General features: G+C 71.3%; 22 protein-coding genes. 16 read left to right on the forward strand and 6 right to left on the reverse strand.

The features are described from left to right. The first annotated feature begins 3 nt into the window (after nucleotides 1–3). From SERN_RS10840 to coaE, 3 genes are read left to right on the forward strand one after another with little or no spacing between them, the layout of a single operon-like run. Complete coding sequence (locus SERN_RS10840) at nucleotides 4–1,551, forward strand: APC family permease (RefSeq protein ID WP_135850519.1); 1,548 nt, start codon at nucleotides 4–6, stop codon at nucleotides 1,549–1,551. 9 nt (nucleotides 1,552–1,560) lie between these two features. Further along, a complete protein-coding gene (locus SERN_RS10845) occupies nucleotides 1,561–2,190 on the forward strand; it encodes a pyroglutamyl-peptidase I family protein (protein ID WP_135850140.1) in 630 nt (209 codons plus the stop codon). Further along, a complete protein-coding gene (coaE, locus tag SERN_RS10850; RefSeq protein ID WP_233251621.1) occupies nucleotides 2,187–2,822 on the forward strand; it encodes a dephospho-CoA kinase in 636 nt (211 codons plus the stop codon). Before SERN_RS10845 ends, coaE begins: the two co-directional genes overlap by 4 nt. A gap of 81 nt (nucleotides 2,823–2,903) precedes the next feature. Here the strand turns inward: coaE and SERN_RS10855 are convergent, their stop codons facing one another. Continuing rightward, nucleotides 2,904–3,338, reverse strand: coding sequence for an OsmC family peroxiredoxin (locus SERN_RS10855; protein WP_135850141.1), 435 nt, complete (start codon nucleotides 3,336–3,338; stop codon nucleotides 2,904–2,906). Between the two features lie 98 nt (nucleotides 3,339–3,436). Here SERN_RS10855 and uvrB point away from each other — a divergent pair, with 98 nt between their 5' ends. The 3 genes from uvrB to SERN_RS10870 all read left to right on the forward strand — a co-directional run bounded on the left by uvrB (nucleotide 3,437) and on the right by SERN_RS10870 (nucleotide 7,963). Next, complete coding sequence (gene uvrB, locus SERN_RS10860; protein WP_135850142.1) at nucleotides 3,437–5,533, forward strand: excinuclease ABC subunit UvrB; 2,097 nt, start codon at nucleotides 3,437–3,439, stop codon at nucleotides 5,531–5,533. Nucleotides 5,534–5,789: 256 nt separating this feature from the next. Beyond that, on the forward strand, nucleotides 5,790–6,923 hold the full coding sequence (locus tag SERN_RS10865; RefSeq protein ID WP_135850143.1) for a TerC family protein: 1,134 nt from the start codon (nucleotides 5,790–5,792) through the stop codon (nucleotides 6,921–6,923). Next, a complete protein-coding gene (locus tag SERN_RS10870) occupies nucleotides 6,920–7,963 on the forward strand; it encodes a TerC family protein (RefSeq protein WP_233251622.1) in 1,044 nt (347 codons plus the stop codon). Before SERN_RS10865 ends, SERN_RS10870 begins: the two co-directional genes overlap by 4 nt. 86 nt (nucleotides 7,964–8,049) lie before the next feature. Here the strand turns inward: SERN_RS10870 and SERN_RS10875 are convergent, their stop codons facing one another. Then, nucleotides 8,050–8,337, reverse strand: coding sequence for a YciI family protein (locus SERN_RS10875; RefSeq protein ID WP_135850144.1), 288 nt, complete (start codon nucleotides 8,335–8,337; stop codon nucleotides 8,050–8,052). Between the two features lie 144 nt (nucleotides 8,338–8,481). On the opposite strand from SERN_RS10875, the gene uvrA reads away from it, so the two are divergent. The 10 genes from uvrA to SERN_RS10925 all read left to right on the forward strand — a co-directional run bounded on the left by uvrA (nucleotide 8,482) and on the right by SERN_RS10925 (nucleotide 20,511). Then, nucleotides 8,482–11,334 carry an excinuclease ABC subunit UvrA gene (uvrA, locus tag SERN_RS10880; protein WP_408640873.1) on the forward strand — a complete coding sequence of 951 codons (2,853 nt, stop codon included), beginning with the start codon at nucleotides 8,482–8,484 and terminating at the stop codon, nucleotides 11,332–11,334. Nucleotides 11,335–11,346: 12 nt separating this feature from the next. Continuing rightward, on the forward strand, nucleotides 11,347–13,284 hold the full coding sequence (gene uvrC / locus SERN_RS10885) for an excinuclease ABC subunit UvrC (protein ID WP_135850146.1): 1,938 nt from the start codon (nucleotides 11,347–11,349) through the stop codon (nucleotides 13,282–13,284). Further along, nucleotides 13,281–14,261, forward strand: a complete 981-nt coding sequence (gene rapZ / locus SERN_RS10890; RefSeq protein WP_135850147.1) for an RNase adapter RapZ — start codon at nucleotides 13,281–13,283, stop codon at nucleotides 14,259–14,261. Before uvrC ends, rapZ begins: the two co-directional genes overlap by 4 nt. Before the next feature lie 2 nt (nucleotides 14,262–14,263). Then, on the forward strand, nucleotides 14,264–15,247 hold the full coding sequence (locus SERN_RS10895; RefSeq protein ID WP_135850148.1) for a gluconeogenesis factor YvcK family protein: 984 nt from the start codon (nucleotides 14,264–14,266) through the stop codon (nucleotides 15,245–15,247). A gap of 152 nt (nucleotides 15,248–15,399) precedes the next feature. Continuing rightward, nucleotides 15,400–16,380 (forward strand): DNA-binding protein WhiA, encoded by a 981-nt coding sequence (whiA, locus tag SERN_RS10900; protein WP_135850149.1) that lies wholly within the window; start codon nucleotides 15,400–15,402, stop codon nucleotides 16,378–16,380. 193 nt (nucleotides 16,381–16,573) lie between these two features. Further along, on the forward strand, nucleotides 16,574–17,578 hold the full coding sequence (gap, locus tag SERN_RS10905) for a type I glyceraldehyde-3-phosphate dehydrogenase (protein WP_135850150.1): 1,005 nt from the start codon (nucleotides 16,574–16,576) through the stop codon (nucleotides 17,576–17,578). 168 nt (nucleotides 17,579–17,746) lie between these two features. Further along, a complete protein-coding gene (locus tag SERN_RS10910; protein ID WP_135850151.1) occupies nucleotides 17,747–18,955 on the forward strand; it encodes a phosphoglycerate kinase in 1,209 nt (402 codons plus the stop codon). Between the two features lie 10 nt (nucleotides 18,956–18,965). Next, nucleotides 18,966–19,751, forward strand: coding sequence for a triose-phosphate isomerase (tpiA, locus tag SERN_RS10915; RefSeq protein ID WP_135850152.1), 786 nt, complete (start codon nucleotides 18,966–18,968; stop codon nucleotides 19,749–19,751). A 148-nt stretch (nucleotides 19,752–19,899) separates the two neighbouring features. Then, nucleotides 19,900–20,148: a preprotein translocase subunit SecG gene (secG, locus tag SERN_RS10920; protein ID WP_135850153.1), complete on the forward strand. Its 249-nt coding sequence runs from the start codon at nucleotides 19,900–19,902 to the stop codon at nucleotides 20,146–20,148. Between the two features lie 12 nt (nucleotides 20,149–20,160). Beyond that, a complete protein-coding gene (locus SERN_RS10925) occupies nucleotides 20,161–20,511 on the forward strand; it encodes an RNA polymerase-binding protein RbpA (RefSeq protein ID WP_135850154.1) in 351 nt (116 codons plus the stop codon). Between the two features lie 69 nt (nucleotides 20,512–20,580). Here the strand turns inward: SERN_RS10925 and SERN_RS10930 are convergent, their stop codons facing one another. The 4 genes from SERN_RS10930 to tkt form a co-directional block, all read right to left on the reverse strand. Continuing rightward, nucleotides 20,581–21,513 carry a glucose-6-phosphate dehydrogenase assembly protein OpcA gene (locus tag SERN_RS10930; protein ID WP_135850155.1) on the reverse strand — a complete coding sequence of 311 codons (933 nt, stop codon included), beginning with the start codon at nucleotides 21,511–21,513 and terminating at the stop codon, nucleotides 20,581–20,583. Continuing rightward, a complete protein-coding gene (gene zwf, locus SERN_RS10935) occupies nucleotides 21,510–23,051 on the reverse strand; it encodes a glucose-6-phosphate dehydrogenase (protein ID WP_135850156.1) in 1,542 nt (513 codons plus the stop codon). Before zwf ends, SERN_RS10930 begins: the two co-directional genes overlap by 4 nt. Beyond that, nucleotides 23,048–24,178 carry a transaldolase gene (gene tal / locus SERN_RS10940; RefSeq protein WP_135850157.1) on the reverse strand — a complete coding sequence of 377 codons (1,131 nt, stop codon included), beginning with the start codon at nucleotides 24,176–24,178 and terminating at the stop codon, nucleotides 23,048–23,050. Before tal ends, zwf begins: the two co-directional genes overlap by 4 nt. Nucleotides 24,179–24,321: 143 nt before the next feature. Continuing rightward, complete coding sequence (gene tkt / locus SERN_RS10945; RefSeq protein ID WP_199241596.1) at nucleotides 24,322–26,487, reverse strand: transketolase; 2,166 nt, start codon at nucleotides 26,485–26,487, stop codon at nucleotides 24,322–24,324. Between the last annotated feature and the right edge of the window lie 85 nt (nucleotides 26,488–26,572).

The following is a 26,572-nucleotide window of genomic DNA, read 5'->3' on the forward strand; positions in this document are numbered from 1 at the left end:
GGGGTGGCGGAGCGGGACGTGCCGGGGGACGGCTCCGGCCTGTCGAGGAAGGGGCTCGGCGCGGGCACGGTCGGCCTGGTCGGCGCCGTCGTCATCGGGATCTCGTGCGTCGCTCCCGCCTACACCTTCACCGCGGCGATCGGGCCGACGGCGTCGGCGGTCGGCACGCAGGTGCCCGCCATCATCCTGGTCGGGTTCATCCCGATGCTGCTGGTGGCGTTCGGCTACCGCGAGCTCAACTCGGCGATGCCGGACTCCGGCACGTCCTTCACCTGGGCGACGCGCGCGTTCGGGCCGTACGTCGGCTGGATGGCGGGCTGGGGCCTGGTGGCCGCCACGATCCTGGTCCTGTCGAACCTCGCGGGCATCGCCGTCGACTTCCTCTACCTCCTGATCGCGCAGATCACGCGCAACGACGGCATCGCCGACCTCGCCGCCAACCCGGTGATCAACGTCGTGACGTGCCTGACCTTCATGGCCGGCGCGACCTGGATCTCCTACCGGGACATGCAGACGACGCAGAAGCTGCAGTACGTGCTGGTCGGCTTCCAGCTCCTGGTGCTGGCCGTGTTCACGGTCGCCGCGTTCGTCGGCGTGGCGAACGGGACCGCCTACGACCCGACGCCGATCTCGGCGTCGTGGTTCAACCCGCTGGAGATCCCCGAGTTCGGCATGGTCGCCGCCGGGCTGTCGCTGTCGATCTTCATCTTCTGGGGCTGGGACGTCACCCTGACGATGAACGAGGAGACCAAGGGGTCGGCCTCGACGCCGGGGCGCGCGGCGACGCTGACCGTGCTGATCATCGTGGTCGTGTACGTGATGCTCGCCGTCGCGCTGATCTCGTTCGCCGGGGTCGGGACGGGGGAGTACGGCCTGGGCAACGCCGGCATCCAGGACAACGTGTTCTTCCACCTCTCGGCCCTCGTGATGGGTCCGCTCGCGTGGCTGGTCTCGCTCGCCGTGCTGTCGAGCTCGGCGGCCTCGCTCCAGTCGACGTTCGTCTCCCCGGCGCGCACGCTGCTGGCGATGGGGCACTACGGGGCGCTGCAGCCCCGGTTCGCGACCGTCCACCCGCGGTTCTTCACGCCCGGCTACGCGACGATCGTCTCCGCCGTCGTCGCCTCCGCCTTCTACGCCGTGATGCGGTTCGTGAGCGAGAACGTGCTGTGGGACACGATCACCGCGCTGGGCATGATGATCTGCTTCTACTACGGACTCACCGCGTTCGCGACGGTCTGGTACTTCCGGACGCAGTGGTTCGCCTCGGGGCGCAACACCTTCTTCCAGCTCGTCTTCCCGCTCGTCGGCGGCGTCGTCCTGACGATCCTGTTCGTCACGACGCTGCGCGACTCGATCGATCCAGACTTCGGCTCGGGGTCGCAGATCGGGGGCGTCGGCCTGGTGTTCGTGCTGGGTGTCACGGTGCTGCTGCTCGGGGTCGTGGTGATGGTCGTGCAGCGCGTGCGTCGGCCGGGGTTCTTCCTCGGCGAGACGCTGCGCCGCGGCGTCTCCGACGGCGCGGTCGACGAGGCGGCGAACCTGCCCGACTAGGCTCGGAGGATGCCTGGGAAGACTCCGCTCGTGCTGGTCACGGGCTTCGAACCCTTCGCCGACGCCGCGACGAACCCCTCGTGGGACGCGGCCGTCCTGCTCGCCCGGGACTGGGACGAGGAGGTCGAGGGGGCGAGGCTCGTGGTCGCCCGGCTGCCGGTCGTGTTCGCGGCCGTGCGCGAGCGGCTGGCGGCGCTGGTCGCCGAGCACGCCCCCGACGTCGTGGTCGCGACCGGGTTGGCCGGGGGTTCCTCGGCCGTGCGGATCGAGCGCGTCGCGCTGAACCTGGCCGACGCCCGCATCCCCGACAACGACGGCGGCCAGCCCGTGGACGAGGAGGTCTCGCCGGGGGCGCCGCTCGCACGGCAGGCGACGCTGCCCGTCAAGGCGGCGCTGTCCGCGTGCCGCGCCGCGGGCCTGGCGGTCGAGGTGTCGCTGTCCGCGGGCACCTACGTCTGCAACGCGACGTTCGTGCACGCGCTCGAGGTCGCGCCCGACGCACGCGTGGGGTTCGTGCACGTGCCCGCCGCGACCGACATGGCGCTGGAGGAGACGGTGCGGGCGGTGCGGGAGATCGTCCGCGCGACGCTCGGGCACGCCGGTCCCGACCTGCACGTGGTGGGCGGGACGCTCTCGTGACCGGTCGTGGGACGGGTGCGGGGCCGGTGCTCGTCGGGCTCACCGGGGGCATCGCGTCCGGCAAGTCGACGCTCGCGCGGATGCTCGCCGAGCTCGGGGCGCAGGTCGTCGACGCCGACGCGCTCGCCCGCGAGGTGCTGGAGCCGGGGACGCCGGGGCTGGCCGCCGTCGTCGACCGCTTCGGTACGGGGGTGCTCGACGCCGCCGGCTCGCTCGACCGCGCGGCGCTGGCGGGGGTCGTGTTCTCCGACGAGGCCGCGCGGCGCGATCTCGAGGGGATCGTGCACCCGGCGGTCGGGGCGAGGTTCGCGGCGGTGGTCGCTGCGGCGGCGACGGGGACGGTGCTCGTGCACGACGTCCCGCTGCTCGTGGAGAACGGGCTCGCGCCGCGCTACGACCTCGTCGTCGTCGCCGACGCGCCCGCGGACGTCCGGCTGGAGCGCGCCGTCGCGCGGGGTCTGAGCCGGGAGCAGGCAGCGGCCCGGATCGCGGCGCAGGCGAGCGACGCCGACCGCCGCGCCGTCGCGGACGTGCTGGTGGACACGGACGTCGACGTCGTCACGACGCGCGACGCCGTCGCCGAGCTCTGGCGCACGCACGTGCTGCCGCTGGTGGCCGACCGCGGCCGCTGACGCCGATCGGGACCGGCCGGAGGCGTGGAAGCCTCCGACCGGTCCCGATCCGTGCGACGTTGCAGCGTGCGGACCCGAGGGTCAGGCCTTGAGCGTCGCCTCGAGCGTGATCGGCACGGACGCGAGCGCGGCGCTCACGGGGCACCCGGTCTTGGCGGCCTCGGCGACGGCGAGGAAGTCGTCCTCCGAGATGCCCGGCACGGTCGCCTCGACCGTGAGGGTGATGCCGGTGATGCCCTCGCCCGCGACGAACGCGACGCTGGCGGAGGTCTCGACGCGCGTGGGCGGCGTGCCCTTGCCGGCGAGCTCGTGCGAGAGGGCCATGGAGTAGCACGACGCGTGCGCGGCCGCGATGAGCTCCTCGGGCGTGGTCTGACCACCCTCGCCCTCGGCGCGGGAGCGCCAGCTGATGTCGACGGCGGGGAACGCGCCGCTGGCGACCGTGGTGCGGCCCGATCCGGAGGCGAGGTCGCCCTCCCAGACGGTGCTGGCGGCGCTGTTGACGGTCCTGGGCATGATGTCTCCTTGCGTCAGACCGGGGCGGACCCCCGGACTCGTGATCCATCCTGCCCCCGCCAGCCGTCGATGTCAGTGGTCCGACGTACCGTTGAGCCATGCGTCCCGTCACCGATCTGCAGCGCACCGTCGCCCCGTTCGAGGTGGTCTCCGAGTTCAGTCCCTCGGGCGACCAGCCGCAGGCGATCAGCGAGCTGACCTCGCGCCTCCAGGGCGGCGAGAAGGACATCGTGCTGCTCGGTGCCACGGGTACGGGCAAGTCGGCGACGACGGCGTGGCTCATCGAGCAGGTGCAGCGGCCGACGCTCGTGATGGCACCGAACAAGACGCTCGCGGCGCAGCTCGCGACCGAGTTCCGGGAGCTGCTCCCCAACAACGCGGTGGAGTACTTCGTCTCCTACTACGACTACTACCAGCCCGAGGCCTACGTGCCGTCCTCGGACACCTACATCGAGAAGGACTCGTCGATCAACGACGAGGTGGAGCGGCTGCGCCACTCGGCGACCAACTCGCTGCTGACGCGGCGCGACGTCGTGGTCGTCGCGTCCGTCTCCTGCATCTACGGTCTCGGCACCCCGCAGGAGTACGTCGAGCGGATGGTCCAGCTCCGCGTGGGCGACGTCGTTGAGCGCGACGCCCTGCTGCGCCAGTTCGTGGTCATGCAGTACACGCGCAACGACATGGCGTTCAACCGGGGCACGTTCCGCGTCCGCGGCGACACGGTCGAGATCATCCCGGTCTACGAGGAGCTCGCGATCCGCATCGAGTTCTTCGGCGACGAGATCGAGTCGATCGCGACGCTGCACCCCCTGACCGGGGACGTGGTGCGGCAGGAGACCGAGACGCACATCTTCCCGGCGACGCACTACGTGGCGGGCCCGGAGCGGATGTCGCGCGCCGTCGTGACGATCGAGTCCGAGCTCGAGCAGCGGCTCGCGGAGCTCGAGCAGTCCGGCCGGCTGCTGGAGGCGCAGCGGCTGCGCATGCGCACCACCTACGACCTCGAGATGATGCGCCAGATCGGCACGTGCTCGGGCATCGAGAACTACTCCCGACACATCGACGGTCGCGAGAGCGGCACGCCGCCGCACACGCTGCTGGACTACTTCCCCGAGGACTTCCTGCTGGTCATCGACGAGTCGCACCAGACGGTTCCGCAGATCGGTGCGATGTTCGAGGGCGACGCGTCGCGCAAGCGCACGCTCGTCGAGCACGGGTTCCGGCTGCCGAGCGCGATGGACAACCGTCCGCTGCGGTGGGAGGAGTTCCTCGAGCGCACCGGTCAGACGGTGTTCCTGTCGGCGACGCCGGGAGCCTACGAGCTCGGGCAGTCCGACGGGTTCGTGGAGCAGGTCATCCGCCCCACGGGTCTCGTGGACCCGCAGGTCGTGATCAAGCCCACCAAGGGGCAGATCGACGACCTGCTGGGCGAGATCCGCGAGCGGGCCGAGCGCGACGAGCGCGTCCTGGTGACCACGCTGACCAAGAAGATGTCCGAGGACCTCACCGACTACCTCCTCGAGCGCGGCATCAAGGTCGCCTACCTGCACTCCGAGGTGGACACGCTGCGCCGGATCGAGCTGCTGCGCGAGCTGCGCATGGGCGTCTACGACGTCCTGGTCGGCATCAACCTGCTGCGCGAGGGTCTCGACCTGCCGGAGGTGTCCCTGGTCGCCATCCTCGACGCCGACAAGGAGGGCTTCCTGCGCTCGGGGACGTCGCTGATCCAGACCATCGGCCGCGCGGCGCGCAACGTCTCGGGTCAGGTCCACATGTACGCCGACAAGATCACGCCGTCGATGGCGCTGGCGATCGACGAGACCACGCGCCGGCGGGAGAAGCAGGTCGCCTACAACCTCGCCAACGGCATCGACCCGACGCCGCTGCGCAAGAAGATCGTCGACATCACCGACCAGCTCGCACGCGAGGACGTCGACACGAAGGAGCTGCTCGCCGGCGGCTACCGCCAGACGGGCAAGGGCAGGTCCGGGGGCCAGGCCGCCAAGGGTGGTTCGTCGGCGCGCGAACGGCTCGCCGGTGCTGCGGCGTCCGACCTCGCCCAGCTCATCCAGGAGCTGTCCGACCAGATGCACGCCGCGGCGGCCGAGCTGCAGTTCGAGGTCGCCGCGCGGCTGCGCGACGAGATCTCCGACCTCAAGAAGGAGCTGCGCCAGATGATGGCGGCCTCGGCCTGAGGACGGGGCTTTCGGGCGGTCGGACGCGGTCGGGGGCGGTCGAGCGTCGCGGTGACGTGACGTTCGTCAACTGATTGCCTCGTCAACGAACGGGTCCGGCTCTGATAATCTCGCTCCAACGAAGGGGAGTACTCCTCACGACAGCTGGATCGTCATCACGGCACCCAACGGCGGGTTCCCGGTCCAGCTGGGCGCGGCACGTCGTCGCGCCGGAGAAGACCTTCGGTTCCCCTGTCGACGAACCGAAAGGTTACTCATGGATGTCTCACCCCTGATCTGGGCCGTCACGGTCGCGGGGATCGTCGCGATGCTCGCGGTCGATCTCTTCGGCCACGTGCGTAAGCCGCACGCCCCCACGCTGCGCGAGGCGGCGCTGTGGTCGGCGGCCTACGTCGCAATCGCCCTGCTGTTCGGCCTCTTCGTCCTGTGGATGTGGGGCGGGGGCTTCGCGGCCGAGTACTACGCCGGCTACATCACCGAGAAGAGCCTCTCGGTCGACAACCTGTTCGTGTTCGTGCTGATCATGGGCGCGTTCGCCGTGCCCCGGGAGTACCAGCAGAAGGTGCTGTTCGTCGGCATCATCCTGGCGCTCGTCCTGCGGACGCTGTTCATCTTCATCGGCGCCGAGATCGTCAACAACTTCGCCTGGGTGTTCTACATCTTCGGCGCGTTCCTCATCTACACGGCGATCCTCCAGCTGCGTCACAAGGAGGCCGACGAGCAGCAGAAGGAGACCGGTCTCGTCCGCCTCGTGCGCCGGTTCTTCCCCGTCACCGACGGCTTCAAGGGCGACAAGGTCTTCCACCGTGACAACGGCAAGCTCTTCATCACGCCGATGCTGCTGGTCATGGTCGCGATCGGGAGCGCGGACATCCTCTTCGCCGTCGACTCGATCCCCGCGATCTTCGGTCTCACGCAGGAGGTCTTCCTGATCTTCGCCGCGAACGCGTTCTCCCTCCTCGGCCTGCGTCAGCTGTTCTTCCTCATCGACGGTCTGCTCGACAAGCTGGTCTACCTCAACTACGGCCTGGCCGCGATCCTCGCCTTCATCGGCGTCAAGCTCGTCATCCACGCCATGCACACCAACGAGGTGCCGTTCATCAACGGCGGCGAGGAGATCCACCTGATCCCCGAGGTCTCGATCGCGGTCTCGCTGTCGTTCATCGTCGGCGTGCTGATCATCACGACCGTCGCCAGTCTCGCGAAGACCAGGAGCGACGAGCGCAAGGCCGCCCTGGTGGCTGGGACGAACGTGCCGCGAGTCGGCACAATCGGCGACATCGCCGACGTGCCCGAGTCCCACACCTCCACCCAGGACCGTCCCATCGACCCGGCGTTCAGCACGTCGGAGACCGATCGTGACGCCTCGTCGGAGGACCGCCGCCAGTGATCCCGGGGTGGTTCGAGGTCGCGGCCCTCGTCGTCATGACGGGGATCCTCCTCGCCGACCTCGTCATCATCGGGCGCCGCCCGCACGTGCCCTCGGTCGCCGAGAGCGCGCGCTGGGTGCTCGCCTACATCGGTCTGGCGCTGGTCTTCGCCGTCGTGCTGCTCGTGGTGGGCGGTTCGGACCCCGCGCTGAAGTTCACGACCGGTTGGCTGCTGGAGTACTCGCTCTCGCTCGACAACCTCTTCGTGTTCATGCTGATCATGAGCGCGTTCGCGGTGCCCCGGCACCTGCAGCAGCGGACGCTGATGATCGGCATCCTCATCGCCCTCGTCCTGCGGGGAGGGCTGATCCTCGCCGGGTCCGCGGTCATCGAGCGCTTCACCGCGGTGTTCTACCTGTTCGGCGCGATCCTCCTGGTGACCGCCGTCAGCATGGTGCGGGGTGGCGACGAGGACGAGTACGAGGAGAACCGCGTCATCCGGCTGATACGGCGCATCCTCCCGGTCTCCGACGGGTACGACGGCTCACGCCTGACGACCCGCTCCTCGACGGGGTCGCGCATGGTGACGCCGATGATGCTGGTGATCCTGTCGCTCGGCACCACCGACCTGCTGTTCGCGTTCGACTCGATCCCCGCGATCTTCTCGGTGACGACCGACTCGTTCCTCGTGTTCGCGACGAACGTCTTCGCGCTCATGGGGCTGCGGCAGCTGTACTTCCTGCTCGGTGGCCTCGTCGAGCGGCTGGCCTACCTCAAGTACGGGCTCGCGGTCGTGCTCGCCTTCATCGGCGTGAAGCTGATCCTCGAGGCGTTGCACCTCAACACGCTGCCGTTCGTCAACGGTGGCGAGAGCGTGGAGTGGGCGCCCGAGCTGCCGACGTGGATCTCGCTGGTCGTGATCGTCGTGGCCCTCGGGGGCGCGGCGCTGGTCTCTCACCTGTGGCCGCCGCGCGGCAGCCGCGAGGCGGGCGCCGGCGGCGCGGGTGACGACGTCGATGCCACCGACGGCGACCCGCACGCCGGTGGTTCGGTGCGCTGACCCCCGGTGCCGACGTGACGAACGCCCCGCTCGACCTCAGGTCGGGCGGGGCGTTCTCGCGTCCGGCTCGCGCGCCGGGCGTCGGGTCAGGCGTGCGAGGACCATGGGCCGATGACCGGGGACCAGCCGCGCGCCGTCGTCGTGAGGATCAGGCCGGCGGCGCGGAACGGGTCCGCCGCCAGAAGATCGGCGGCGGCGTCGTCGTCGTCCGCGACGACCACCAGCAGCGCTCCGGACCCGTCGGCCAGCGGTCCGGAGGCGAGGAGGTCGCCCGCCTCCAGCAGCCCCCGCAGGAACTCGCGGTGGGCGGGACGGACGGCGTCGCGCTCCTGCGCGCGGTCGTCGTAGGTGTACTCGACGGCGAACACGGACACGGTGCATCTCCTGACGTGGGTGGAGCCTCAGCCTAGGGCGGCGGACGCGCACCACCCTGCTCCACGCGGCCAGCGGCGTTACGCCGAGGTCGAACAGGTGTGCTACCTGTCGGTGGGGGCGAGTACGCTCGCTGGGTGAGTCTCATCATCTCGGGTGCCCGGGAGCACAACCTCCGCGACGTCTCTCTGGAGCTGCCCCGCGACCGCCTCATCGTCTTCACGGGGCTGTCCGGATCGGGCAAGTCCTCCCTCGCGTTCGACACGATCTTCGCCGAGGGCCAGCGCCGCTACGTGGAGTCGTTGTCCTCGTACGCGCGCCAGTTCCTCGGCCAGATGGACAAGCCGGACGTCGACCTCATCGAGGGTCTGTCGCCGGCCGTGTCGATCGACCAGAAGTCGACCAACCGCAACCCGCGCTCGACCGTCGGCACGATCACCGAGGTCTACGACTACCTGCGGCTGCTGTTCGCGCGCGCCGGGACGCAGTTCTGCCCGGTCTGCGGGGAGAAGGTCACCTCGCAGTCGCCGCAGCAGATCGTCGACCAGCTGCTCGAGCTCCCGGAGGGCACGCGCTTCCAGGTGCTCGCCCCCGTGGTCCGCGGCCGCAAGGGCGAGTACGCCGACCTGTTCCGCGACCTCCAGGCGCAGGGCTTCGCGCGCGCCAGGGTCGACGGCACGGTCGCCGCCCTGAGCGAGCCCCCGGTGCTCGAGAAGAAGCTCAAGCACGACATCGAGGTCGTCGTCGACCGCCTCGTGGTGCGCCCGACCGCCAAGCAGCGCATCACCGACTCCGTCGAGACCGCGCTGCGCCTCGCCGAGGGCGTCCTGCTCGTGGAGCTGGTGGACGCCGACGCCGACGATCCGGCCCGCGAGCGTCGCTACTCGGAGACGCGGGCGTGCCCCAACGAGCACACGCTCTCGCTCGAGGAGATCGAGCCCCGCACGTTCTCCTTCAACGCCCCCTACGGCGCGTGCCCCGAGTGCAGCGGGCTCGGCACCCGGCTCGAGGTCGACCCCGACCTCGTCGTGCCCGACGACGAGCGCACGCTCGCCGAGGGCGCCGTCGCACCGTGGGGCCAGGGTCAGCAGGCGGACTACTACAAGCGTCAGCTCGAGGCGCTGGGCGCCCAGCTCGGCTTCTCGGTCGACGTGCCGTGGCGCGCGCTGCCCGAGCGCGCGCGCAAGGCGGTGCTCCACGGCCAGGACCACGAGGTGAAGGTCAAGTACAAGAACCGGTGGGGCCGCGAGCGGCAGTACTCCAGCGGCTTCGAGGGCGTCATCTCCTTCATCCAGCGCCGGCACGCCGAGACGGAGTCGGACTGGTCGAAGGACCGCTACGAGGGCTACATGCGCGAGATCGCCTGCCCCGTCTGCGACGGCGCGCGGCTCAAGCCGGAGGTCCTCGCGGTCCGCGTCTCCGGCCACTCGATCGCCGACGTCTGCGGGCTGTCGATCGGTGACGCGCGCGCGTTCCTGGAGACCCTCGAGCTGGGCGTGCGCGAGCAGGCCATCGCCGGGGCCGTCCTCAAGGAGATCGACGCGCGGCTGGGCTTCCTGCTCGACGTCGGCCTCGACTACCTCACGCTCGCGCGCCCGTCGGCGACCCTCTCGGGCGGCGAGGCGCAGCGGATCCGGCTCGCCACGCAGATCGGCTCCGGTCTGGTGGGCGTGCTGTACGTGCTGGACGAGCCGAGCATCGGCCTGCACCAGCGCGACAACCGCCGCCTCATCGACACGCTGACGCGTCTGCGCGACCTGGGCAACACCCTCATCGTCGTCGAGCACGACGAGGACACCATCCGGATGGCCGACTGGATCGTCGACATCGGCCCCGGCGCGGGGGAGCACGGCGGCAACGTCGTGCACTCGGGGGACTATGCCGGTCTGCTCGCCTCGAAGGAGTCGCTCACGGGGGCCTACCTCTCTGGCCGCCGCAGCATCCCCGTCCCGACCAAGCGCCGTCCGCGCACCAAGGGCCGCGAGGTCACGGTCATTGGCGCGCACGAGAACAACCTCCAGAACGTCACGGTCACGTTCCCGCTCGGCCAGCTCGTCGCCGTCACCGGTGTCTCGGGCTCGGGCAAGTCCACGCTGGTGAACTCGATCCTGCACACCGTGATGGCCAACGAGCTCAACGGTGCCCGCCGCGTCGCCGGCCGGCACAAGCGCGTCACGGGGCTCGACAACCTCGACAAGGTCGTGCACGTCGACCAGGGCCCGATCGGTCGCACGCCGCGCTCCAACCCCGCCACCTACACGGGGGTGTGGGACCACGTCCGCAAGCTGTTCGCCGAGACGACCGAGGCGAAGGTGCGCGGGTACATGCCCGGCCGGTTCTCGTTCAACGTCAAGGGCGGGCGCTGCGAGGCGTGCTCGGGTGACGGCACGCTGAAGATCGAGATGAACTTCCTGCCCGACGTCTACGTCCAGTGCGAGGTGTGCCACGGTGCGCGGTACAACCGCGAGACGCTCGAGGTGCACTTCAAGGGCAAGACCGTCGCCGACGTGCTGAACATGCCGATCGCCGAGGCCGCCGAGTTCTTCGCCGCCTCGCCCGCGATCGCCCGCCACCTGACGACGCTCGTCGACGTCGGCCTCGGCTACGTCCGCCTCGGCCAGAGCGCCACCACGCTGTCGGGCGGCGAGGCGCAGCGCGTCAAGCTCGCCAGCGAGCTCCAGAAGCGCTCCAACGGCCGCACGTTCTACGTGCTCGACGAGCCGACCACGGGTCTGCACTTCGAGGACATCCGCAAGCTGCTCGAGGTGCTCCAGGGCCTGGTCGACAAGGGCAACTCGGTGCTGGTCATCGAGCACAACCTCGACGTCGTGCGCAGCGCCGACTGGGTCATCGACATGGGGCCGGAGGGCGGGTCGGGCGGCGGCACGCTCGTGGCCGAGGGCACCCCCGAGCACATCGCGCGCGTCCCGGAGAGCCACACCGGGAGCTTCCTGCAGGACCTGCTGCCGGCTGCGGAGCGTGAGGGCGCGAGTGCCTGACCGGGCCGCGCCGTGACCAACCCCAGCGACTACCGGCCGGCAGCGGGGGAGATCCCGACCAAGCCGGGGGTCTACCGCTTCAGCGACCCCTCCGGCCGTGTCATCTACGTGGGCAAGGCCAGGAACCTGCGGCAGCGTCTGGCCAACTACTTCGCTCCGCTGCCCACCCTGCACCCGCGCACCGCCCGCATGGTCACCACGGCCAGCAGGGTGGTCTGGACGGTGGTGGGCACCGAGGTCGAGGCGCTGTCGCTGGAGTACTCCTGGATCAAGGAGTTCGACCCGCGGTTCAACGTCAAGTACCGCGACGACAAGTCCTACCCCTACCTCGCCGTGACGATGGGGGAGAAGATCCCGCGCGTGTCGGTCATGCGCGGTTCCAAGCGGACCGGCACCCGCTACTTCGGCCCGTACTCCCACGCGTGGGCGATCCGGGAGACGGTCGACCTGCTGCTGCGGGTGTTCCCCATCCGCAGCTGCACGTCCGGCGTGTTCCGGGCGGCGGCCGCCAGCGGCCGACCGTGCCTGCTCGGCTACATCGAGAAGTGCACGGCCCCGTGCGTCGGTCGAATCTCGCCCGAGGACCACCGCGACCTCGCCGAGGACTTCTGCCGCTTCATGGCGGGGGACACCGGCACGTTCGTGCGGCGCCTCGAGGCCGAGATGGCCAGGGCCGCCGGCGAGATGGACTACGAGCGCGCCGCCCGGCTCCGCGACGACCTCGGGGCGCTGCGCCGCGTCGTGGAGAAGAACGCCGTCGTCCTGGACGACGGCACGGACGCCGACATCTTCGCGCTGGCGCAGGACGACCTCGAGGTCTCCGTCCAGGTGTTCCACGTGCGCGGCGGTCGCGTGCGCGGCCAGCGCGGCTGGGTCTCCGAGCGCGTGGAGGACCTGGACGACGGCGCCCTCGTCGAGCGTCTGCTGCAGCAGGTCTACGCCGAGAAGGGCGCTGACGTGCCTCGCGAGGTCCTCGTCCCGGCCCTCCCGGAGGACGCCGAGCAGCTGCAGACGTGGCTCGGGGAGATCCGCGGGTCGAAGGTCAGCCTGCGCGTCCCGCAGCGCGGCGACAAGCGTGCCCTGGCGGCCACGGTGCTGACCAACGCCGAGGGTGCGCTCGCGCTGCACAAGACTCGCCGCGCCGGCGACCTCACGGCGCGCTCGAAGGCGCTCCAGGACCTCGAGACCGAGCTCGAGCTCGGCTCGTCCCCGCTGCGCATCGAGTGCTTCGACATCTCCACCCTCCAGGGCACGCACCAGGTCGGTTCCATGGTCGTGTTCGAGGACGGGCTGCCGCGCAAGAGCGCCTACCGCCAGTTCGTGGTGCGCGGTGCGGACGGCGAGGGCGCGCGCGACGACACCGAGGCCATGCACGAGGTCATCACGCGCCGGTTCAAGCGGATGGCCGCCGAGCGCGCGGGCCAGGAGGAGGTCGACGACGACGGCGTCCCGATCATCCGCGGCATCGACCCCACCACGGGACGACCGCAGCGGTTCGCCTACGCGCCGCAGCTGATCGTCGTCGACGGCGGCCCGCCCCAGGTCGCGGCCGCGCGCCGCGCCATGGACGAGCTGAACATCACCGACGTCGCACTCGTCGGGCTGGCCAAGCGCCTCGAGGAGGTGTGGCTGCCGGGGGAGGACTTCCCGCTGGTGCTGCCGCGCACGAGCGAGGGCCTCTACCTGCTCCAGCGCGTCCGGGACGAGGCGCACCGGTTCGCCATCACGCACCACCGCAAGCGCCGCGGACGTGCGATGACCCGGTCCGTGCTGGACGACGTGCCCGGTCTCGGCCCCTCCCGGCAGGCCGCGCTCCTGGCGCGCTTCGGATCGGTCAAGGCCGTGCGCGCCGCTGGGCCCGACGTCATCGCCGAGGTGCCGGGGATCGGGCCGAAGCTCGCCGTCGTGATCCACGAGGCGCTCGTGAAGCCTGGCATCCTGGAGGCATGACCGCTCCCGAGCAGCCCGAGCACGTCGAGCACGCCCAGCCCGAGCACGACCGGGACGACCCTCCCACGGTCCCCGGGGGCATCCCGCTGCTCGAGTCCGTGACCACCAAGCCCTCCTCGGAGCGCAGCGAGGTGCTTCTCGTCACCGGCATGTCGGGCGCCGGTCGCTCGCGCGCGGCCGCGGTGCTGGAGGACCTCGACTGGTACGTCGTGGACAACCTGCCGCCCCGGCTCCTGGCGCCGCTGGTCGGCATGATGTCGCCCACGGGCGGTGTGCGGCGGCTGGCCGCCGTCGTCGACGCACGCGGCAAGGAGTTCTTCTCCGAGCTCGAGGGCGTCATCGAGTCCTTCCGCGCCCACGGAATCGAGTACCGCATCATCTTCCTCGACGCCGACGACGCCACCCTCGTCCGACGGTTCGAGCAGGTCCGCCGACCGCACCCGCTGCAGGACGAGGGCACGATCCTCGACGGCATCGCGGCCGAGCGCGAGCTCACCGAGCACCTGCGTGCCCGCGCGGACGTCTATCTCGACACGTCGCGGCTCAACGTCCACGAGCTCGCCTCGCGCGTCCGCTCGGAGGTCGCGGGCGAGGGCCAGCGCCCGCTGGACATCACGGTCGTCAGCTTCGGGTTCAAGTACGGCATCCCGCTCGACGCCGACCACGTCGTCGACGTGCGCTTCCTGTCCAACCCGTACTGGGTCACCGAGCTGCGCCACCTCACGGGCAAGGACGAGGCCGTCTCCAGCTACGTGCTCGGCCTGGCGGGTGCCGAGGCGTTCGTCGAGGGGTACGCCGACCTCGTCGAACCCATCACGGCCGGCTACCTCGCCGAGCAGAAGCCGTACCTGACGATCGCGTTCGGCTGCACGGGCGGCAAGCACCGCTCGGTCGCGCTCTCGGAGCACCTGGGGGAGCTGCTGCGCGCCCGGGGCTTCTCCGTGCGCAACCTCCACCGCGACCTGGGTCGGGAGTAGCGGTGGCGGAGCGTGCGCTCGATCCGCTGCGGATCGAGCCCCTGAAGATCGTCGCGCTCGGCGGTGGGCACGGGCTCGCGGCGTCGCTGCTGGCGCTGCGCCACCTCACGCCCGACCTGACGGCCGTCGTCACCGTCGCGGATGACGGCGGCTCCTCGGGCCGGCTCCGGCAGGAGATGGGCATCCTGCCGCCCGGGGACCTGCGCATGGCGCTGGCGTCGCTGTGCGACGACACGCCTCGCGGCCGCGCGTGGCACGACATCCTGCAGCACCGCTTCGTGACCGACGGCGACCTCGACGGGCACGCGCTCGGCAACCTGCTGATCGCCGCGGCGTGGCAGCACGCCGGTTCGGCGGTCCGCGGCCTTGACCAGATCGGTGAGCTCATCGGGGTCCGCGGCCGGGTGCTGCCGATGGTCGCCGAACCCCTCGTCATCGAGGCGGACGTCACGCGTCGCGGCCAGGCGGACATCGTCGTGCGCGGCCAGAGCCGCGTGGCCGTGACCAGCGGTCGCGTCTCGAACGTGCGGCTGCTGCCGCAGGAGCCCGAGATGTGCACCGAGACCATCGAGGCGATCCGTGCGGCCGACTGGGTCGTGCTCGGACCCGGCTCCTGGTACACCTCGGTCCTGCCGCACCTGCAGGTGCGGCAGCTGCGCGAGGCCATCCACGCGGCGGGGCACCTCGCCCTCACCCTCAACCTGCAGCAGCAGGAGGGCGAGACCGACGGCTTCACCGCGGCCGACCACGTCCGCGTGCTCCGCGAGGTGGACCCCGACCTGCGTCCCGACGTCGTCGTGGCTGATCCCGGCTGGGTCGACGACGTCGGCCAGCTCGAGGAGGTCGCGGCCGAGCTCGGTGCCGGACTGCTGCTGCGCCAGGTCAGGGCCGACGACGGCACGGCCCGGCACGACCCGCTCCGCCTCGCCGCCGCCTACCGCGACGCGTTCTCGGCCACGTGGGGCGACGTCGCGCGCGAGGCCTGACCGCACGAGTTTCCCTGAGGGGAGCCTCACGCACCCCTGACGCGGCGTGGGTCCGTCAGGCGCGGAACGACGCCGCTCAGCGACGTTCGCAGGCGGGGCGGGATCGGGACCTCACGCGCCACGTGGGCCCGGCCCGTGGCAGGATGTCCGGCATGTCTCTGACCGCTGCCGTGAAGGACGAACTGGCCAGGGTCCGAGTTGATCGCACCTCCAGTCGCAAGGCCGAGGTCTCGGCGACCCTGCGTTTCGCCGGGGGCCTGCACATCATCTCCGGCCGCATCGTGATCGAGGCCGAGCTCGACAACGCCGCCGCCGCGCGGCGCATCCGCGTCGCCATCGCCGAGGTCTACGGCCACGCGAGCGACATCATCGTCGTCTCCGGCGGCGCACTGCGTAAGGGCAACCGCTACGTGGTCAGGGTCGTGCGCGACGGCGAGGCCCTCGCCCGCCAGACCGGCCTCCTGGACTCCCGGGGGCGCCCGGTGCGGGGCCTCCCGCCCCAGGTGGTCTCCGCCAGCGTGACCGACACCGTCGCCGCCTGGCGCGGGGCGTTCCTCGCGCACGGTTCGCTCACCGAACCCGGGCGGTCGGCCGCCCTCGAGGTCACGTGCCCCGGACCGGAGGCAGCGCTCGCGCTCGTCGGCGCCGCGCGCCGACTCGGCCTGGCCGCCAAGGCGCGCGAGGTGCGCGGCGTGGACCGTGTCGTCGTGCGCGACGGCGACGCCATCGCCGCCCTCCTGACGCGCATGGGCGCGCACGACGCCGTCATGGCGTGGGAGGAGCGTCGGATGCGCCGCGAGGTCCGCGGCACCGCGAACCGTCTCGCCAACTTCGACGACGCCAACCTGCGCCGCTCGGCCCGCGCCGCCGTCGCCGCCAGCGCCCGCGTGCAGCGCGCGTTCGAGATCCTGGGCGACGAGGTCCCCGAGCACCTGATCGAGGCCGGCCGCCTCCGCCTGCAGCACCGTGAGGCGTCCCTGGAGGAGCTGGGACAGCTCTCCGACCCCCAGCTGACCAAGGACGCCGTCGCCGGCCGGATCCGGCGTCTCCTCGCGACGGCCGACAAGCGCGCGAGCGACCTCGGGATCCCCGACACGGAGAGCATCCTGACGCCGGAGATGCTCGATCTCTGAGAGCCCCCGCGCCCCGGCGCGGAGCGCAGTGTGTCAGGTCTTCACGACCCTGTCCCGGGCATCTCGTCCCCGGGCCGGGAGGTGCCCGGCGTAGTAGGGTCGTGGATGGAGAAACGGGGACGACCCCCTCCGGCCGCCCGGGTAGGGCGAGCCACCGGACGACCGCGTGCACTGCACGCTTGGAGGACCAATCGTGACCATCCGCGTCGGGATCAACGGGTTCGGCCGCATCGGCCGCAACTTCTACCGCGCCATCGTCGCCTCGGGCGCCGACATCGAGGTTGTCGGTGTCAACGACCTCACCGACAACAAGACGCTCGCGCACCTGCTGAAGTACGACACCGTCCTGGGTGTCCTGCCCTCCGAGGTCACCTACGACGACGACAACATCGTCGTGGACGGCAAGGCCATCCGCGCCCTCGCCGAGCGCGACCCGAACAACCTCCCGTGGGCCGAGCTCGGCGCCGACATCGTCATCGAGTCGACCGGCTTCTTCACGGACGCCGCCAAGGCCAAGGCGCACATCGACGCCGGCGCCAAGAAGGTCATCATCTCGGCCCCCGCCTCGAACGAGGACGGCACGTTCGTCGTCGGTGTCAACCACACCGACTACGACCCCGAGACGCAGCACATCATCTCCAACGCGTCCTGCACCACGAACTGCCTCGCCCCCATGGCGAAGGCGCTCAACGACGCGTTCGGCATCGAGCGTGGTCTCATGACCACGATCCACGCCTACACGGGTGACCAGAACCTGCAGGACGGTCCCCACAAGGACCTGCGCCGCGCCCGCGCGGCCGCGCAGAACATCGTCCCGACCACCACGGGTGCGGCCAAGGCCGTCGCCCTGGTGCTCCCGGAGCTCAAGGGCAAGCTCGACGGCTACGCCCTGCGCGTCCCGGTCATCACCGGCTCCGCCACGGACCTGACCTTCACCGCCTCGCGCGAGGTCACGGTCGAGGAGGTCAACGCCGCGATCAAGGCTGCGGCCGAGGGCCCCATGGCCGGCACGCTGGAGTACACCGAGGACCCGATCGTCTCCTCGGACATCGTCGGCAACCCGCACCAGAGCATCTTCGACGCCGGCCTGACCAAGGTCTCGGGTGACCTCGTCAAGGTCGTCTCCTGGTACGACAACGAGTGGGGCTACAGCTCCAGCCTCGTGAAGCTGACGGAGTACGTCGGCGGCAAGCTCTGATCGACGGGTGCTAGCGCCGTCGTGACACCGCTGTGACTGGATGCCCGCGTCCGCACCCTCCGGGTGCGGGCGCGGGCGTCGCTACGCCGGACGCGCACCGACCCCGTCGGTCGCACCGGCCCCACCCCACTGCATCGTCCGCCCGCAGGGGCGGGGAGGAGACACCTCGTGAAGACGCTCGCCGATCTCGGTGACCTGCGCGGCAAGACCGTGCTCGTCCGCTCGGACTTCAACGTGCCGCTCGACGGCACGACCATCACGGACGACGGCCGCATCCGCGCCGCCCTCCCGACGCTCAAGGCGCTGCTCGACGGCGGTGCGAAGGTCGTCGTGACCGCGCACCTCGGCCGTCCCAAGGGCGCGCCCGAGGACAGGTACTCGCTCGCTCCCGTCGCCGCACGCCTCGGCGAGCTGCTCGGCCAGGAGGTCGCGCTCGCCGGCGACCTGGTCGGCGAGAGCGCGGAGGCCGTCGTCGCGACCCTGACCGACGGTCAGATCGCGCTGCTCGAGAACGTCCGGTTCGACCCTCGCGAGACCTCCAAGGTCGACGCCGAGCGCGCCGCCCTCGCGGGTGAGCTGGCGGCCCTCGGTGGGGGCGTCGACGCGTTCGTCTCCGACGGTTTCGGCGTGGTGCACCGCAAGCAGGCGTCGGTGTTCGACGTGGCCGAGATCCTCCCGCACGCGGCCGGCACCCTGGTCGAGGGCGAGGTCGCGGCGCTCGGCAAGGCCATCGCCGACCCCGAGCGTCCCTACGCGGTCGTGCTCGGCGGCTCCAAGGTCTCCGACAAGCTCGGCGTCATCGCCAACCTCCTGGAGAAGGCCGACACGCTGCTCATCGGTGGCGGCATGGTCTTCACCTTCCTCGCGGCCCAGGGTCACGAGGTCGGGAAGTCGCTGCTCGAGGCCGACCAGATCGACACGGTCAAGGGCTACCTCGCGCGCGCCGAGGAGAAGGGCGTCACGATCCTGCTGCCCACCGACATCGTGGCCGCCGAGGCGTTCGCCGCCGACGCGAAGCACGAGGTCGTCGCGGCCGACGCGATCCCCGCCGAGTCCCTCGGTCTGGACATCGGCCCGGAGTCCGCGAAGGCGTTCGCCGAGGCCATCAGGGCCTCGCGCACCGTGGTGTGGAACGGCCCCATGGGCGTGTTCGAGATGGACGCGTTCGCCGGCGGCACCCGCGCCGTCGCGCAGGCCCTCGTGGACGCGACCGCCGACGGCGCGTTCACCATCGTCGGTGGTGGCGACTCCGCCGCCGCCGTCCGCCAGCTCGGCTTCGACGAGTCCGGCTTCAGCCACATCTCCACCGGTGGTGGAGCCTCCCTCGAGCTGCTCGAGGGCAAGACCCTGCCCGGCCTCGCCGTGCTCGAGAACTGAGGAAGACGACATGAGCAACTCTCGCACCCCCCTGATGGTCGGCAACTGGAAGCTGAACCTGGACCACCACCAGGCCATCCAGCTCGTCCAGAAGCTGGCCTGGACCCTCGGTGACGCCAAGCACGACTACGACGCGGTCGAGGTCGTCGTCTCGCCGTCGTTCACGAGCCTGCGCTCCGTGCAGACGCTGGTCGACGGCGACAAGCTCGGCCTGAGGTACGCCGCCCAGGACATCTCCGCGCAGGAGAAGGGCGCCTACACCGGCGAGGTCTCGGCCGCGCAGCTGTCCGCGCTCGGCGTGAGCTACGCGATCATCGGTCACTCCGAGCGTCGTCAGTACCACGCGGAGTCCGACGCCCTCGTGAACGCGAAGATCCTCGCCGCCCTCGGCGCGGACATCACCCCGATCGTGTGCGTCGGCGAGGCCCTCGAGGTCCGTCAGGCGTCCGAGCACGTCGCCTTCACGCTGGCGCAGGTCGACGGCGCGCTCGCCGGCCTGAGCGCGGAGCAGGTCGCCGCGCTCGTCATCGCCTACGAGCCCGTCTGGGCCATCGGCACCGGTGAGGTCGCCACGCCCGAGGACGCGCAGGAGATCGCCGAGGCGATCCGGGCGCGCGTGGGCGAGCTCGTCGGCGCGGACGTCGCCGCCGGTCTCCGCATCCTGTACGGCGGCAGCGTCAAGGGCGACAACGTCGCCCAGATCATGGCGAAGCCCGACGTCGACGGCACGCTCGTCGGTGGCGCCAGCCTCGTGCTGGAGCAGTTCGCGGCCATCGCCGGGTTCGACCGAATCTGATCCGGCGGTCCCACCCGGGACCATCTGAACGACCTGCAGGACCCCGCACGACCGGCGGTGGGGTGCGGTGTGATGCACCGCACCCCATCGCCTATCCTTGAGTCGCCACCACGTCGGTGGCGCGACATCGAACGAAGGAACACACGCCGTGGACGCGCTTCGGATCGGACTTCAGGTGCTGCTCGTGATCACGAGCGCAGTGCTGGTCCTGACCATCCTCATGCACAAGGGCAAGGGCGGCGGCATGTCCGACATGTTCGGCGGCGGCCTCTCCTCCAGCGTGAGCTCCTCCGGTGTCGCCGAGCGCAACCTCAACCGGATCACCATCGCCACCGCCGTTCTCTGGGGTGTCGTGGTGCTCCTGCTGGGGCTCATCCAGAAGTTCGTGGTGATCTAGGGGGTTCGACCGATGGCCGGTGGAGGAAGCGCGATCCGTGGATCGCGGGTGGGCGCAGGCCCGATGGGGGAGGCCGAGCGGGGCGATGCAGCGCCGCGCGTCTGGATCTCCTACTGGTGCGCGGCGGGTCACGAGACCCGTCCGAGCTTCGCCGACGACGTCGGCACGGTCGCGCCCGAGAGCTGGGACTGTCCGCGCTGCGGTCTCCCGGCCGGGCAGGACCGAGCCAACCCGCCGTCGGCCCCGAAGAACGAACCCTTCAAGACGCACCTCGCGTACGTGAAGGAGCGCCGCAGCCCCGCCGAGGGCGCCGAGCTCCTCGAGGAGGCGCTGGGCGCCCTGCGCCGCCGCCGCGGTCGCTGAACCGCAGCACCCCTCACGCCGAGACGACGACGGCCGCCGCCCCTCAGGGGGCGGCGGCCGTCGTCGTCCTCAGGCCGAGGTGGCCTCGCGCAGCGCGGGCAGCGCCTTCGTCAGCACCTTGCCGTACACGTCGTCGGGGTCGAGGCGGCGCAGGTCCTCGATGAGGCTGTCCGAGAGCGTGCGCAGCGGCAGCGAGACCCGGTGGCTGACGCCGGAGGGCTCGGAGATCCGCAGGATGGTGGAGTCCACGGGCCGCTCCATGACGACGTCGCCGTTGGCGCGGTGCAGCGTGACACCGGTGATCGCGGGGGCGTCGTCGTGCTCCAGGTTCACCGGGATCCCGAGGCTCTGCCGCAGCCACGCGGCGAGCAGCAGCAGCGAGGGGTGCTGGGTGTTGCCGCGCACCGTGACCGCCGTCAACGGCGTGAACGGCGGCTCGTCGAGGGCGGCGGCGATGAGTCCGCGCCAGAGCGTCACCCTGGCCCACGCGAGGTCGGTGTCCCCGGGCCGGTAGCCCTCACCCAGACCCGCGAGCACGTCCCCGGGGGCGGGGCACTCGAGGGCGTCGGTGATCCGACGCTGCGCCATGGCGCCGAGCTGGTCGGTCGAGGGGCTGGCGGGCGGCGTCGCGGGCCACCACGTGACGATCGGGGCGTCGGGCAGCAGCAGCGGCATCACGAGCGAGTCGAGCTCGGTCCGGGCCTCGCCGCGCGGACGCAGCACGATGACCTCGCTCGCCCCGGCGTCACCCCCGACGCGGATCTCGGCGTCCAGGCCGTCGTCACCGTCGCCGTCGGCGCTCGGGCTGACGACGAGCACGCGGCACGGGTGCTCGCGGCTCGCGTCGTTCGCGGCGTCCACGGCGCGCTCGACGTGCTCGGGCGGCGTGCTCACGATCAGGGTGAGCACCCGGCCCAGCGCGACGGCGCCGCCCTCCTCGCGGAGGCGCACCAGTCGTGCCGCGATCTGCGAGGACGTGGTCGAGTTGAGGGTGATGATCATGGCCGCCTCCAGGCTCGTCCGTCGCGTCTCATCATGTCGTCGGCGCTCTGGGGGCCCCAGGTGCCGGGCCGGTAGGTGTCCGGCGTGCCGTGCGTGGCCCAGTACTCGAGGATCGGGTCGAGCACGCGCCAGGACAGCTCGACCTCCTTGCTGTGCGGGAAGAGCGGCGGGTCGCCGAGCAGGACGTCCAGGATGAGGCGCTCGTACGCCTCGGGGGAGTTCTCCGTGAACGCGTGGCCGTAGCCGAAGTCCATCGTGACGTCGCGGACCTCCATCGCCGTCCCCGGCACCTTCGCGCCGAACCGGACGGTGACGCCCTCGTCGGGCTGCACGCGGATGACGAGCGCGTTGGAGCCGAGCTCCTCGGTGTCCGGCAGCGCGAACGGCAGGTGCGGGGCGCGCTTGAAGACGACGGCGATCTCGGTCACACGGCGGCCGAGGCGCTTGCCCGTGCGCAGGTAGAACGGGACACCCGCCCAGCGGCGCGTGTCGATGTCGACCTTGATCGCGGCGTAGGTGTCCGTGACGGACTCGGGCGGGATGCCGTCCTCGTCGTGGAAGCCCAGGACCTTCTCGCCGCCCTGCCAGCCGGAGCCGTACTGGCCGCGGGCCGAGTGCTTGCCCAGGTTGCGGGGGAGTCGGACGGCGGAGAGGACCTTCTCCTTCTCGGCGCGCAGCGCGCTGGCCTCGAACGAGACGGGCTCCTCCATCGCGGTGAGCGCGAGCAGCTGGAGGAGGTGGTTCTGGATGACGTCGCGGGCCGCGCCGATCCCGTCGTAGTACCCGGCGCGCGATCCGATGCCGATGTCCTCGGCCATCGTGATCTGCACGTGGTCGACGTAGTGGTTGTTCCAGATCGGCTCGTACATCTGGTTGGCGAAGCGCAGCGCGAGGAGGTTCTGCACCGTCTCCTTGCCCAGGTAGTGGTCGATGCGGAAGACCGAGTCGCCGGGGAAGACCGACTCCACGACCTCCTGCAGCTCGAGCGCCGAGCGGAGGTCGTGGCCGAACGGCTTCTCGATGACCACGCGGCGCCAGGCGTCGTCCTCGCTCTGCGAGAGGCCGGAGCGCGCGAGCTGCTTGCACACGATCGGGAACGCCCCGGGCGGGACCGAGAGGTAGAAGGCGTGGTTGCCGCCCGTACCGCGCTCGGCGTCGAGCTCGGCGACCGTCGCGGCCAGCCGGTCGAACGCGTCGTCGTCGTCGAACTCGCCCTGGACGAAGCGGATGCCCTGCTCGAGCTGCTTCCACACCCGCTCGCGGAAGGGTGTCCTGGCGTGCTTCTGCACGGCCTCCTTCGTGATCTCGGCGAAGTGCTCGGCGTTCCAGTCGCGGCGCGCGAAGCCCGTCAGGCCGAAGCCGGGGGGCAGCAGGCCGCGGTTGGCGAGGTCGTAGACGGCCGGCAGCAGCTTCTTGCGCGCCAGGTCGCCCGTGACGCCGAAGATCACCAGACCGCTCGGGCCGGCGATGCGCGGCAGGCGCCGGTCCTCGGAGTGGCGCAGCGGGTTGTTGCCCGCCGAGATCGTGCGGTTGCTCATGCAGTCCTCGCGTTCGACAGGGAGGTGGTGACGGTCTCGAGCAGGTTCTCCCAGCTGGCGATGAACGAGGCGACGCCCTCGCTCGTCAGCTCGGCGAGCAGCTGCTCGTACGGGACGCCGAGACGCAGCAGCCCCGCGAGCTGTTCCTGGGCCAGGTCGACGTGCGGCGTCACCGTGTCCACCGGGCCGGAGCCCTCGGGGAGCCGGGCGTGGTCGATCGCGGCCTGCAGCGTCTTCTCGGGCATCGTGTTGACGACGTCGGGCGCGAGCAGCTCGTCCACGTAGCGCGTGTCCGCGAAGGTCGGGTCCTTGACGCCGGTCGAGGCCCACAGCGGGCGCTGCACGTGGGCGCCGGCGGCAGCCAGGTCCGTCCAGCGAGGCGAGGAGAAGATCTCCTGGAAGGCGGCGTAGGAGGCCCGGGCGCCGGCGATGGCGGCCGTACCGCGCAGCTCGGCGGCCTCGGGCGTGCCGATCTCGTCCAGGACGGGGTCCACCTTGGCGTCGATGCGGGAGAGGAAGACCGAGGCGACCGAGGCGATGGGGGCGAGGTCCACCCCCGCGGCGACGGCGCGCTCGAGACCGTCCACGTAGGCGGTCGCGACGGCGCGGTAGGTGTCGACCGAGAAGATGAGCGTGGCGTTGACGCTGATGCCCTCGGCGATCGCCTCGGTGATCGCGAGCAGGCCCTCCGGCGTCGCCGGGATCTTGATGTAGACGTTGGGGCGGTCGACGATGCGCCACAGCTCGCGCGCCTGCGCGATCGTGCCGTCGGTGTCGTGCGCCAGGCGCGGGTCGACCTCGATGGAGACGCGGCCGTCGCCGTGCGGCGGGCCGGGCAGGAGGCGCGCGAACAGGTCGGCGGCCTCGCGCACGTCGTCGGTCGTCAGCGTGCGGACGGCCGTCTCGGTGTCGGCGCCGGCTGCGGCCAGGGCGCGCACCGCCTCGTCGTAGGCCTCGCCGTCGGCGATCGCCTTGTCGAAGATCGTCGGGTTCGTCGTGACGCCGAGGACGTGACCGGCCTGGACGAGCTCGGCGAGGCTGCCGGAGCGCAGACGGGCGCGGGAGAGGTCGTCGAGCCAGGGCGAGACCCCGGACTCCACGATGCGGGCGAGGTTGTCGGCACTCATGACGTGTCTCCTGGGTCTCGAGGGTGGGACGTGCCCTGCCACCGGCACCCGGCCGCGAGGCGGCCGGGTGCCGGTGTCGAACGGTGGTGCCGGTGGTGCTGTTGGTGCTGGTCGTTCAGGTCGTGCGGTCCGTGACCTGCTGGTCAGTGACCGCCCTGGTCCCCGGTGCCCGAGGAGCCCGACGGCGCGGCGGGCCCGGGGGCGTCGTCGGACCGTGCGGCCGCGATCGACTCCTGCGCTGCCGAGACGACGGCCTCGGGCGTGAAGCCGAACTCGCGGAACAGGGTGACGGCGTCGGCCGAGGCACCGTAGTGCTCGATCGAGATGCTGCGGCCGGCGTCGCCGACCACCTTGGCCCACGGCATCGCGATGCCGGCCTCGATGCTCACGCGGGCGCGCACCCGGCGGGGGAGCACCTGCTCCTGGTAGTCCGCGTCCTGCTCGGCGAACCACTCCAGGCACGGCGCCGAGACGACGCGCGTGCTGATGCCCTGGGCCTCGAGCTGCTCGCGGGCCGCGACGGCCAGCTGCACCTCGGAGCCGGTGCCGACGAGGATGACGTCCGGCGTGCCGGTCGACCCCTCGAGCAGCACGTAGGCGCCGCGGTCGACCTGGACCTCGGCGTAGCCGTCCGTGCCGCGCGGCACGACGGGCAGGTTCTGGCGGGACAGGATCAGGCCTGCCGGGGCGTCGCGCTCGAGGACCGCGACCCAGGCCGCGGCGGTCTCGTTGGCGTCGGCGGGCCGCACGACCGCCAGGCCCGGCATCGCGCGCAGGGCGGCGAGGTGCTCGATCGGCTGGTGGGTCGGACCGTCCTCGCCGACGCCGATGGAGTCGTGCGTCCACACGTAGGTGACGCCGACGCCCATGATCGCCGAGAGGCGCACCGTGCCGCGCATGAAGTCGGAGAACGTCAGGAACGTGCCGCCGTACGGACGCGTCAGACCGTGCAGCGCGATGCCGTTGAGGATCGCGCCCATGCCGTGCTCGCGGATGCCGAAGTGCAGCGTGCGCCCGAACGGGTTGCCCGAGAACTCGTGCGTGGAGCGGTGGGCCGGGAAGAACGACGGCTCACCGGCCATCGTCGTGTTGTTCGAGCCGGCGAGGTCGGCGCTGCCGCCCCACAGCTCGGGCAGCGGGTCGGCCAGCGCGGCCAGGACCTTGCCGGAGGCGGCGCGGGTGGCGAGCGACGTGCCGGCCTCGAACGTCGGCAGGCCGGCGGCGAGGTCGGCCGGGAGCTCCCGGGCGACGAGGCGGTCGAGCAGGGCGGCGCGGTCCGGGTTGGCGGTGCGCCAGGACTGGTAGCCCTTGTCCCACTCGGCCTTGTCGGCGGCGGCGCGGTCCGCGAGGGAGCGCGTGTGGGCCAGGACCTCGGGGGCGACGTCGAAGCTCGCGGCGGGGTCGAGGCCGAGGGCCTCCTTCAGGCCGGCGATCTCCTCGCCGCCGAGCTTGTTGCCGTGCGCGTCGTGCGAGCCCTGCTTGGTCGGGGAGGGCCACGCCATCACGGTGCGCAGGTCGATGATCGACGGACGCGTGGTCTCTGCCTTGGCGGCCTCGATCGCGGCGTGCAGCGCGTCGACGTCCTCGAGGTACTCGGTGCCGCCGTTGGTCCAGTCCACGCGCTGCGTGTGCCAGCCGTACGCGGCGTAGCGGGCCAGGACGTCCTCGGTGAAGGAGATCTCGGTGTCGCCCTCGATGCTGATCCGGTTGTCGTCCCAGATCAGGATGAGGTTGCCGAGCTCCTGCGTGCCGGCGAGCGAGGAGGCCTCGGAGGAGACGCCCTCCTGCAGGCAGCCGTCACCGGCGATCGTGAAGATGTAGTGGTCGAACGGGCTGGTGCCGGCGGGGGCGTCGGGGTCCAGCAGACCGCGCTCGCGACGGGCCGACATCGCCATGCCCACGGCCGAGGCGAGTCCGGTGCCCAGCGGGCCCGTGGTGATCTCGACGCCGTCGGTGTGCCGGAACTCCGGGTGGCCGGGCGTCTTCGAGCCCCACGTCCGCAGCGCCTCGAGGTCGGCCAGCTCCAGGCCGAAGCCGCCCAGGTAGAGCTGGATGTACTGCGTCAGGCTCGAGTGCCCGGCCGACAGCACGAACCGGTCACGGCCGAGCCAGTGGGTGTCCTTGGGGTCGTGCCGCAGCACGTTCTGGTAGAGCAGGTAGGCGGCCGGGGCGAGGCTGATCGCCGTTCCCGGGTGTCCGTTACCGACCTTCTCCACGGCGTCGGCGGCCAGCGCCTTCGCGGTCGACACCGCCGCCACGTCCAGGTCGGTCCACCCCAGTGTGGTCGCGCGGGGGGCAGGTGCGTTCACGTGAGCTCCTTCGGTTCGATGCGTGGGGGCCTCTCGCGGGCGCGGAGGAGCCCTCGGGCACGTTCCGACCCTACTGCGGCGGGCG

It is taken from the genome of Serinibacter arcticus, from assembly GCF_004786095.1.
Lineage (GTDB): Bacteria > Actinomycetota > Actinomycetes > Actinomycetales > Beutenbergiaceae > Litorihabitans > Litorihabitans arcticus.